The sequence below is a fragment of the Leptospira saintgironsiae genome (assembly GCF_002811765.1).
Taxonomy (GTDB): domain Bacteria; phylum Spirochaetota; class Leptospiria; order Leptospirales; family Leptospiraceae; genus Leptospira_B; species Leptospira_B saintgironsiae.
On the sequence record NZ_NPDR01000006.1, the window covers coordinates 281533 to 292980 of the forward strand.

6 protein-coding genes are annotated in these 11448 nt (G+C 42.6%); 4 read left to right on the forward strand and 2 right to left on the reverse strand.

The features are described 5' to 3' along the window. Complete coding sequence (locus CH362_RS14970) at positions 1-690, forward strand: hypothetical protein (protein WP_100711122.1); 690 nt, start codon at positions 1-3, stop codon at positions 688-690. Here the strand turns inward: CH362_RS14970 and CH362_RS14975 are convergent. Then, positions 687-1541, reverse strand: a complete 855-nt coding sequence (locus CH362_RS14975; protein ID WP_100711123.1) for a hypothetical protein — start codon at positions 1539-1541, stop codon at positions 687-689. The two genes, CH362_RS14970 and CH362_RS14975, sit on opposite strands and share 4 nt — an antisense overlap. 63 nt (positions 1542-1604) lie before the next feature. After that, a complete protein-coding gene (locus CH362_RS14980; RefSeq protein ID WP_100711124.1) occupies positions 1605-2144 on the reverse strand; it encodes a hypothetical protein in 540 nt (179 codons plus the stop codon). 363 nt (positions 2145-2507) lie between these two features. Between CH362_RS14980 and CH362_RS14985 the strand changes: the two genes are divergently transcribed. From CH362_RS14985 to CH362_RS14995, 3 genes are all read left to right on the forward strand, one after another. After that, positions 2508-5111 (forward strand): Lcl domain-containing protein, encoded by a 2604-nt coding sequence (locus tag CH362_RS14985; protein WP_165780274.1) that lies wholly within the window; start codon positions 2508-2510, stop codon positions 5109-5111. A 116-nt stretch (positions 5112-5227) separates the two neighbouring features. After that, positions 5228-5716: an Lcl C-terminal domain-containing protein gene (locus CH362_RS14990; protein WP_165780275.1), complete on the forward strand. Its 489-nt coding sequence runs from the start codon at positions 5228-5230 to the stop codon at positions 5714-5716. Positions 5717-5742: 26 nt separating this feature from the next. Further along, positions 5743-11448 (forward strand): TIGR04388 family protein (locus CH362_RS14995; RefSeq protein ID WP_125169732.1); only part of this gene is annotated, 5706 nt, incomplete at its 3' end.

Below are 11448 nucleotides of genomic sequence, written 5' to 3' on the forward strand. Positions count from 1 at the left end.
ATGAATCATCTACTCGAAAGATTAAAAGAACTTGTTCAGGACAATTTTTATACGAGAGGATTTAAGAAAAATCTTCATTATAATCTTTATCCTGAGGATATTTTAAAAGAAACTCCAAAGGAATTTTTTAAGGGAGTTTTTAGAGTCTTTCTTTTGTTTTTAGGAACCTATGTTGTTTTTAATCTACTGGTCTCTTTGACGAACGCGGCTTATTTACTAGAGTATGGAGATAGAATGAAGGAGCTATACGATCAAGGAAAGGTTTCCTTTACTCTTTACTTGATGAATTCATTTCCAAATAGTATTTTCATGCTCGCAGTGCTTTTTCTTATCTTCCAATTCTATTTTGCGAGTTTTAGTTATCTTGCACTTTGGGTTTTGGGTGAAGAAGGAAGATCATATCGTAGGATCTTGGGGATTGCATTTTCCACCAGTCTTTATGTTCTTTTGGCTTTTTATCCTATATTAATTCTTTTTAATGTAACCCCGAACTCTTTTAAGAAGGATCCATTCTCTATGGTCCTATTTTTAAGCTTGAACGGGATTTTCTTTTTCGGAGCCATTATTTTGGAGTCCGTTTTTTATGTTAGAATGTGCAGAAGGGTCTTCGGTCAAAATTTGGGAAGAGCTTTGATCACTTGGTTTTTGCCGTTCTTTTCGTTTGCAACTTTTATCATTTCTAATCTTTAGAAACTAGGTTCGGTTGTTATCTCTTTGGCCAATTCAGAAGATGTTGGCTTACGAATATGATCTTTCCAAAGGATAGGAGGAGTCGTATTTGTTTGAGAAGTAATACAGCGAACAGATCCAGCAGGAGCAGCTGCGAGACGGGAACAAAAAGAATAACGGATCGTAGCAGGTAGTTGTGAGATTGCCTCGTCCAGCGTACTATAATAATTCACAGTTAGGACATGAGGAATCGTATTGAAAAAATTGGCGATGTAAGTGAATGGAAAGGCATGGTACGTAGGATAAAAACTATGACGTGCGAGAGTTTTGATATGCGGGTCGTCGTTATCGTTTAAACATTTACTTACGGAATACGGGATCCGATGTGCCGCTCCCATCCATAATATTTTTATAATGTCTTCGGATGAGCGGGAGAAGGATGTAAGCTGGACGGAGAATCTATCCTGGCATTCTCCTTTTTTACTTTGTACAAATACTAGGAATTCTAAAAGACCACTTCTATCGTCTGCTAAGAGGGAGCCGATCGGAACGGCTATGGCCTTGACTGTTCCCTCGCCGGGTTCCGGCTTACCAAGATCGGACTGGAGAGTTGTTTGGAATAGTTGTCCTTCTTCCCAGGTGATTGGGGATGAGGTCCATTGGTTGAATAGGGTCTTGTCTCCCTTATCTAACATAGGTGAGAAGATCTGTTGTGTATAGGCACTAGGGCGGATGAGTTTCCATTCTATTTTTAAGGTTTCGGATTTGGAGATTGGTAGAGGGTTCGGAAGCTCCGAGTTCGGATGATGACAGGCAAAGAAGAATATCGTTAAGAGAGAGAAGAGGAGAGGATTTCGGATCGTGTTTTTCATTTGTTTTTAGGGGGAGGTAACTCGGGACAGTTCGCTTGGATAGGTCCCGAGTGTGCAGAAAGTCTATTGGATATCGACGGTGATATTGTAGTTCGGATCTGGTGCACCGATCAATTCGTATCTTATTATGTAGTCGCCAGCAGTTTGCACAGTGTATGTATTTCCGTCATATGTTTCATCTCCTATCATTGAAGGGTCTATCTCCGAGCTTGATGCGGGCATATTTGTTGGGACTGTAGAAGTAGAGAAGGGACATCCACCTTTAAAGGCCTCGAATGTAATTGAGTCTGTGGCAGGGAGGCCAACAGTGATCACATCTCCTACTTGCAGGTTGGGCATAAGTACGAAGCCCATATAGTTTACCCCACTAGAGTTTTTTACCTGTACATTAACCGGTCCGCCACCTTTAGTTGCGGTCACGGATGGATATACGGATTTCGCTCCGTAATAAACGAATACACAACCGCCGAATATTCCGGGATCTAAAGTATAAAGAGTGGTCAGGGTACTTAAGGTATCGTCACCTTTGTCTCCTGGGCAGTTGGTGAATAAAGAAATTGCTACTAAAAGGATAGAAAATTTGGTAAGTAAAATTTTTTTCATGTAGATTGGGTCGCTCCCTCATAGACAAACCAACATAATCGGTGGTATTCGTCTATTAAAAATAGGGAATTAACTTAGTTTTGCAAAAAACTCTTATCCTATGTGGAATACGGAATCGATTTTCACAAAAAGATGCATTTCTTGCCACAAAAATTGTTTCTCTCTTTTTTATCCCACGTTAGTTTGACAGTAGCCTTCCTTTATTAGGAGGGCCAATCGGGTTTAACGTACACTGTGCAATATTCATCTCGCCATTTTTCATTTTTATCCAGGGCATGGTTGCTTTTTCTTTTTATTTTCCTAGTTCAATGCGGTCCACATTCTGCGGATTATAAAGTCCTCGCTGCTATAGAAAATTTTCTCGTGGAGTTAGGGGCTGGTATAGGTGGAGGAGGTGGAATCCTTCCTCCTTATACAGGTAATTTTTCTTTTTCGGTCGGGGATTCCGTTAACCTGAACGGAAATTCCGGGAGCGCAGGTAACGGAACGATCTTGGATCCAGGTAATTTAGGAAACACTCTTGGTTTTGCTACGGAAGGAAATGGCGTTCCGAATTTAATCTTTTTATACCAAGGTTCGAGCACATCTCCTTATGCCGTAGATGTGAATGGTGATGGAGCCGTGGATTATTATATTTGTTATCATTCGGATGGGTCTTTGACATTGAGCACCGGTATCAATTGTGGAGGAAACCAAGTTTTGGTAAGGCCGGGACTTGGATTCGATACGAATGGAGACGGTGTAGTTGATAATCCAATTTTAGCTCTTTTGGGAAATGATGTTACGGCACCGAGTGCTAGTATTTCTCCTCCGGCGGGTATTTATGGTGGAGCTCAGACTGTTACAGTCACTTGTGCAGATAATCTTGCTCCAGGGAATATTGCTTACACGTTAGATAGTACTACCCCAAGTTTTAGTCCTGCAAATGGTCATATTGCAAATCCGCCTTTCACTAATTTTACAGTAGGTGGGAGTGGGGATGGAGATTATACGGTGCAATACCGCTGTAGGGACTTGTCAGGAAAGGTGAGTAATGTAGGTACTGCAGTTTATCAAATCAATCATAATGTACCGAATGTGGCTATCTCAACGGCCTTCTCTTCGAATTATGTAAGTGTAAATTCAGGTGCGGTAAATCTTTCTAGCTTCTCATGGAGATCGAACCAGTCCGGATCTTATTCGATCCGTCAAGGTGGGACAGGTTGTAGTGACGGAAATGTGATCGACTCTGGAATTGTTTCGGCTAACTCTAATAATACGTCCTACGTACAAGCAAGTCAGTTGTCTGTGGGTTTAAATACACTTTATGTTTGTGTTACTGCAGGGCTTACGGGTAGGACGAGCATTTCTATCACTAGAGATGATACGGCTCCTACGTTGACAGCTTCTCCTGGAGCGGGGGCATACGGTACTTCTCCAGTTAGTGTACAACTTGTTTATAGTGATAATAGCGGTACTTCCAACGGGTATAGCGTAGTTTATACTTTGGATAATTCAAATCCGACGATCAATTCTGCAACTGGAACTGTAGGAAATGGAATTCTTTATAATTCAGCGACTCCGATCTCACTTTCCCAAACCACTACCATTCGGTTTTTAGCAAGGGACCCTGCGGGGAATTTGACTAGCTCCGTTCAGTCCGCTGTGTTTACTATAGACGAGACTCTTGCTACTATCACATTCAATTCTTTTTCTCCTTCTTCAAAGGCGGTGAATGCGAGTTCTCATCAGAGTATTACTTGGCAGTTTTCGGGTAATGGAGCTTCGTATAAGGTTTTGTTAGGTGGGAATAATTGTACTAGTTCCACAAATTCAAGCGGCTCAACCGTTTACCAAGGTAATACGGGGACGAGTTATTCTCGCCAATCCGATTGTGAGTGTAATAACGGTTCTGCTCCAACGGGTGGTGCTACCGTGTTTAAGACAGGGAATGTTGTTTCTGCGAGTAGTACTCCTACGGGATCAGAGATACAGGCGTCTGTTGCGGTGACAACGGTGCTGGATAATCTGAATTTCTCAGTAGGTAAAAACCTAGTCCTTATCTGCGTGGCGAATCAGACGAACCAACCTCATTATGCGAGCGCTACTACTCCGGTTTGGAAGGATACTCTTCCACCACAGGTGACTTCTACAATCCCTACGGGAGGATACACTGGAGTGGATCCTACTCTTGGAACTGTTACCGTAGTGTTTAGTGAACCGATGGATCCGAATTATAGTCCTAATATGGTCTTTGAGGCGTATGACGGAAGCGCTTGGAAAACTTTAGATATTACGAATCTTTCCTTCCGTTGGGATAGCAATCAGCCGGATACAGTTGTTGCAGTATTACCTTGGATATATTTTCCAGAGAACGCTCTCATCCGCTGGAAAATATTGCAAGGTAGTATGAAAGATATTACCGGGATATCGCTTGGTGCGGACGTAGTTCTGTCGTTTATGACGACCACTTATTCCTCGGCTCATGGGTATGGGTTTACCGTATTCAAGACAAATTCAGATGACGCAAGTGTTGGGTTAGGTGTAGCGAGAGATTATGGCTCCGGTCCGGTGGCATTGTCGGCTTCTTTTCCGAGCGATCTTGTGACTGCAGATGCAGTTACAGGTTTGAAATGGAAAAGTTCGGAACAGTCTGGTTCTTATAGTTATTACGATGCGTTAAATCAATGTTCTAGTTTGAATCTCCAAAATTCAGGGGCAGGTTATGCGGGACTTACGAATTGGCGGGTCCCAAGCGTTCAGGAACTAGAAACTTTGTCGCTCTACCTGTCTGATAACTCTTATCCGACGGTTACTTCGGCGAAGTTTACGAATTTTTCTCCAGTTCCGTTTTGGACTTCCACTTTGTTTACTGCAAACCCGACTAACGCTTGGTTTGTGGGATTTCTGGATCCGGATACATATTTTAATCTGAATACTAGTTTGTATAAGGTGAGATGTGTGTCGGGCGTGCCTAAGGCTCATTGAGGGTTTTTATGTTGGATTATTTTAAATATAAAAGTCTGGGTCGCATAAGGGTTTCTATTCTTTTATTTTTTTCTTTATTAAATATTTCGAATATATATGCGGGACCAAGTAGATTTGTGCAAGCAAACTCTTCCGATGCGAATGTGATCCAGGATAAGTCAACCAGTTTGTATTGGCAGAAATGTATTTATCCAATGAAATGGGATACTTCGACTTCCACCTCTCAGTGTAAGGTCCCGACTCCTGCTCCTAGTTCACCTTATATAAATGCTTCCGCAGTCACCTGGAGTCAGGTAAAGAATAAGAATCTTTGTAAGTATTACGGTTCGAATTGGAGGACTCCTACCATCGCTGAATTAAAATCTTTGGTGGAGAGGTCCCAATACAATCCTGCTTTGGATGGTATTTTTGATCCGGGTGCGGCAGCTAGTTCTTCTTCGAGTAGCTCGGGGAACGGTATGCCAGATTTCTTTTGGTCTAGCACTTCGTACGGAGCGGATACGAATTACGCTTGGACAGTGAATTTTTATTACGGGTATATCTATCATACCTCGGCCAAAGTGAATAATTATTATCTTAGATGCGTAACTAACGTTTATCCTTGAACAAATATATCAAAGGTGTTTTCCGAATGAATCGATTGAAGACTCTATCCTTAGCATGTTTACTTTTCGGAGCGATCTTTCCATTTTCGGATGGAGCAAATTCCCAATCGGTGAGTGTGCCTGATCTGAATGTGCAGAGTTTTAGTCCTTATTGGCAGCAGCAATTGCAGGGTTCGTATTCGGTAGCCAATTCAATGCAGGATATAACTCATTGGGATGCTTTTATTCTGCAAAGTTATTCCATTTTGCAATCGGAATGGCAGGCACAGGTTCAGGCTCAGATCCAAGCGGCAGTTGCAGGTGTTAATACTCAGGATAGTTTTCAGAGCGTTCAGGATTATAAAAATTATGTATATGATTCCATGGAGAGTCAGGCTGCGGCTTTTCTTTCGACCTGGCAGGTTGCTGCAGAATCTTCCATTGAGGCTCAGAGAAATACTTTTATAGATACGTATTATAGCGGGAATGCGGCTCAGGTTGCGAATTTAAAAAGCCAATTTGACCAACAGTTTGCGGATCTGATTAACGGAAATAGTCCGACTTTAGGCTCGGGTTCGAATTCGGACACAAGCTTTTTGACGAATGCTCAGACTTCTCTTTTACAATTGGAGCAAGAATGGTATGCTCAATTCAATTCAAATCTATCGACAGGTCTTTGGAATTACGAGCAAGCTTTACAGTCTTTGACTTCGAATTATCAGGATCTTTTGACCCAAATCAATAATACCGAAGCTCAGTATCAGGCAAATCTTGCTCAGATCCAATCCTATCAGAATAATATCAAGGAGCAGGTGAAGTCCACAATGGACGGTTACCAACAGTTCCTGAACGGAAATGATCTATTTTGGAATTCAGTGAGTACATTGTACGATACCACAACAAACGGGTATGTGATCCCTACTTGTAGTTCCGGAAATTGTTCGGACTATACTTATGATACGACCACTCATCAATTCGTTTCTAGCTGTGGCAGCGGGGACACTTGTGTGCAGTTACGTTATGATAATGTGAATCATACATATTTGAATCCTAGTTGTCCGACCAATCATGATTGTAGTGCGAATTCAAGTCATCCTACAGTTTCCATCCACACTTCTTTAAATACAGATGGCCAGACTTTTCAGAATCTGATCAATAGTATCGAGAATGCGATCATTAATGGTAAATCTACATACGCAATTTTTGATCAAACGACAGCGGAGATGCTTTCTTATCCTCAAAGTTGTTTGTCTGATTCCAGCAATTGTGTGATTGGTTGGTATGATAGTAGTCAGTCCAAATTTCTGACGAGTGCAAGCTGTCCATCAGGAGATGTTTGTTATCAGGCGATTGTAGATGCTACAAATTCGAGTGCACTTACCGGTCTGTATTATTCGAATTCTTGTACGGCGGGAGATACGTCATGCGTGGTTTGTCCTAGTACAAGTACGAGCCAGGATACCTGCCAAATCCAGAGCATGGATGCTTCTCTCGTCTATGCTGCGACTGCAATGTCGAATTTTTTGCAGAATGAGCAGGTGATCGCTCAGAATCAAGTGACCGCCTATCAAACAGGTCTCATTCCACAGGTCCATACGATTGATACATCGATTAGCCTTGATGCTTTATTTCATAACTATACATCAGGTACGGGTGGTTTGGCTATGGAGGTGATCGGTCTTTTGACTGGTCAGGTGACTTCGGAAGAATTTGCGAACTGGTTAATGAATTCCTATTCTGCCGGTTTAGTAGGGTCCTGTACTACTAATGCTAGTTTAGTAGATTCAGATCCTGCTTGTTTATTGTCTAGCCTAGCTGGTTTGTCTCCTGGTTCAACCATTACTTCAGTTTCAACTGTAGGAACAGATTTACAAGCATATAATAGCGACGGATCTACCTGTCATGACTGGGCGGGGTGCTCTCCTTTTCCATTCACTATCAATACAGTGACTGTATTTATTACCGCGGATCCTTGGTATGTTGGCGAGGCTTATGGACAAAAGTTCAGCGATAATCCTACCTGGGGACAGGCGGACGGTAATTTTTATAATTATACGGAGATACAGAACTGGGGAGTCTTTGGGATCTATTATGGAGCTGCCCCTGTTTTGTCACAAGAGGACAGGATAGAAATCACTACTTCCTATACTACAGTGGATAATAATGCACATGCGGATGCTACTACCTGGCAGGATCTGAATCTGCAGTTACAAAGTTTTTCGTATAATTGGGCTCAGAATGTTTTGCCAGCTATTTTGAATTGGACAGGCCAGGTGAGTTCTTTTGAGGCTCAGTATGCTGCTTGGCAACAGACCGAGACTAGTCTTTTAGCTCAGGCCCAACAGGATTATATCGCTCAGTTACAAAAATTGCAGAGCAGTGAGACCGCTTGGCTTGCACAGATGAACGCTTTGCAAAAGGAAGCGAATTCCGATTTTGCCACGGCGAATAATAAATTAAGAGACGGTCAAGAGCAGTCGAATGCGGGTTCTTTGGCCCAGGAAATTTTAGGAAATCTAAAATTACATGGGAATAGTTCGGGTAAGGAGATCTCAGAATCTGCTACTTTGGATTCTTCCGGTCTTTTTAGTTCACTTATAAATAAGATAGATGCCGTGGATCCGAATAGCGGGTTACCTAATTTCGGTCTTTTGGCATCATTCAGCAATTCTTTCCAATCTGCTGTTTCGGGAGCTACGAATCTTACTCTTTTGTCTTCAACGAATAACGCTCTGTTGAATAGCAGATCTAGCTATATGCAGCAATTAGCGGATTCTTTGACTCACGAAAGAACTTTTACTCAAAACGGTCAAAGCGATCTTTTAAGAGAACATGGAGATTATTCCACTAAGGAAGTTGAGGGTAAGACATATTTAATCAACGCAAATGGGAATTTTGTTCATTGCGATGCAAACGGTGCAAACTGCAGCGCTTGTCTGGGCGGGGTTTCTGCTGCAGATTGTGGAAGTGGTGGAGCCACAGAGTTCGGAAATTATGTTACAAGTATTTGCGGTCAAAATTTGGACGCGGACAAATGTAGTAATTATACAACTTTAAAATATTCTAATGTTCATGTGGACGAGAACGGGGATCTGGTCGCAGACGAGAAGGTATATAACGGAAAGGCGAGCCTTTGTCAAAATGGAAATGCCACTAACGCGGGAGATTATTGTTTCCAACAAACCTTGGAACATTTGACCGTTAAGGCTCCTGCTTCTTTCGGTTTGGGTTTTGGAGGAGCGTCTCTAGGAAACGTTTTTGATTCGAGCAGCGAGGCAGGGGATCGAATTAGTGCCGCAATCGGCAGAAGTTTTGCGAGCATGAACGACTTTTTCGTTAATAACGGTTATACGAGTGCGATTATGGCAGATCTACGAGCTGCGGATATGCATAATAATATGAATGCTGTATTGGCTTCGAATTCGGCAGCTCAACAGGCTCAGAATGCAAATTTTGTGGCTGATTTTGTCTCTATGGTCCTTTTTGGAGGCGCTAGCACCCAAGAGTTTATGGCGCATGAAGCACATCAATTTGTACAAAATGCTATTACTACTTTTCTTGTAAAAACTTTCGATATGTCACCGGAGGTCGCCGCTTTTCTGTCCGGAGGTCTTTTGGACCATATGGCTTATAAAGAAGCTCAGCATACTTTGAACCATAACGGTTTGAATTTTATGAAGGAGAATTTTGGTATAGCTGGCGGTGATCTTATTTATAAAATCGCGGGAGGTCTTTTTTATAAAGACGACCTGGAGGCTTTGAGCCAATGGAAGGACGATCGTTACCAAGTATACGGTTTAGCTGTGACAGAATACGGTAAGTCCCAGAACTGGGATGCTCAAACCATACAATTAGCTTCCCAACTGGCAGTGGATTATCTGAGACAGAGAGATGCTAAGATGGAACTTGGAATGAGGGGTTCCATGTTTTCTATTAGCAGGCTTGAGGGAATGATCAACTCTCTTAGCGCATCCATAGAAGGTCCGATCATGGAAGGCATAGAGTTTGCCGTAGAGACAGAAGCAAGAATATTAAGAAATACTCATGTAATTTCCAAACGGGAAGAAAAGGAATTAGGCGAGGATCTTCGCTATGTAACCAATAGCATTAAGCTTAAGGACGATAAGGACGCGATCAAAATCTGGAAAGAAGACCAGGCTCAGACTGCAGTTTTTGCGGTGGGCCAATACGGTAAACAACATGGCTGGACGGAAGATGAAATCGGTCAGATGCAAAGATTTGCCTATGATTATGTGAAGAACAAACAGGCAGATCGTGAGTTCGGAGAAACATCATCCTTATTCTCTTTGGGTAGGATAGAAGGACAGTTGAAATTGGTCGCTAGCGACTTGGGAGGCATGACCGCCGAGGGAATAGGCGCTGTAGCTAAGCTCGCGGGAGAAGGTCTTAGAGATTTGCATCTGATCACAAATGCAGATGAGAAACGTTTGGATGGTTCTTTACGCCAGAATATAGATGCGACTAAGATGAGAGAGTATAAGGATGCTCAGAAAGTCTGGCATGATGATAAGGCAGAGCTTGCAAAAACAGAAGTGAGCATATATGGTCATGCAAACGGTTGGAGCGATGAACAGATAAAGCAGATCTCTGGTCTAGTTGGCGATTATGTTACAAGACAACAGGCAAAAGCGGATTTAAGGAGATTACACGATACAGAGGCTGTATTAGGCCTCGGATATGGGACCGCATTACTCTATTTAGATCGTCAAGCATTCAAGGGTGCACTCATGAAAATGACTACCCAGCTTGGTCGCGGTGTTTTGACCACGGTTGCGGATATTTTCCGAGAGACAGGTCTATTGTCTAAGGAAGACACAAAATATTTTTACAAACAAACCAAGGATTGGTCAGACGATGTTTCCGGAGCGGCGTTCGAAGCGAAGACCCATCAAGGAAGTATAGATAAGCATTGGTTCAAAGAACAACAAAGAGAATTGGTCTTTGATGTGATCAGCAAAATGATAGATCCGAATGGTCCTCCGGAACAACAGGAAATGTTGAGCCAGGTTTTGAAGGCATACTTCGATCAAAAGGAACAGAAAAAACAAGCGAGAGAAGCTAGAGAACAACAGGCGGAGATGGCTGTGGAACTGGCGGCCTCCGTTCTAATTACTGCGGGCTCCGGAGGAGCAGGTTCGGGAGTACTCATGGATTTACTCATCGAAGCAGGAGAATTCTTGGGTTTCACAGAGGAACTGGCAACTGCGGCAGAAATTTCGGCATACCTTGATAAGCTTGTTGATGTGGCCGATATGATCAAATATGGAGCCGCAGCAGTAGATATAGGGGCCCAAACCTATTTCGGTTATAAAGACGGAGGAACAAACGGAGCAGTTGCCGGATTTGTTAACGGAGTATTGAGTGTTGCTACCGCACTTAAAGAATGGCCTGTTACAGGATATGTATCCTGGACTCCTCACCAAAACGGAGATATTCTACTCGGAGAAGACGCGCAGGCAGGCGGATGGGGCGGCGGCCTAACAGGCACATTAGGAAATGTGAATGGAGGAGTGAGCTTTGCTCCTGGTTCCGGAATAGATCTTAATATAAATTATAATTTCGATGGGACAGGAAGAGCGTTTAAACAAGGAACGTTTATCGGATTTGATTATAGCGCAGCTAATGGAGGTTACTCTGTCAACGGAGGATATGACTTCAATCCTAATGGAAATCATCATATAGGCTTATCAGGATCTGCAAGTAGCACAGGCTCGTCAAGTATAGGTGCATTT

Coding starts and splice junctions, on each gene's coding strand:
- CH362_RS14975 (WP_100711123.1), bottom strand. CDS start 1,541: ATGAAAAACACGATCCGAAATCCTCTCCTCTTCTCTCTCTTAACGATA.
- CH362_RS14970 (WP_100711122.1), top strand. CDS start 1: ATGAATCATCTACTCGAAAGATTAAAAGAACTTGTTCAGGACAATTTT.
- CH362_RS14980 (WP_100711124.1), bottom strand. CDS start 2,144: ATGAAAAAAATTTTACTTACCAAATTTTCTATCCTTTTAGTAGCAATT.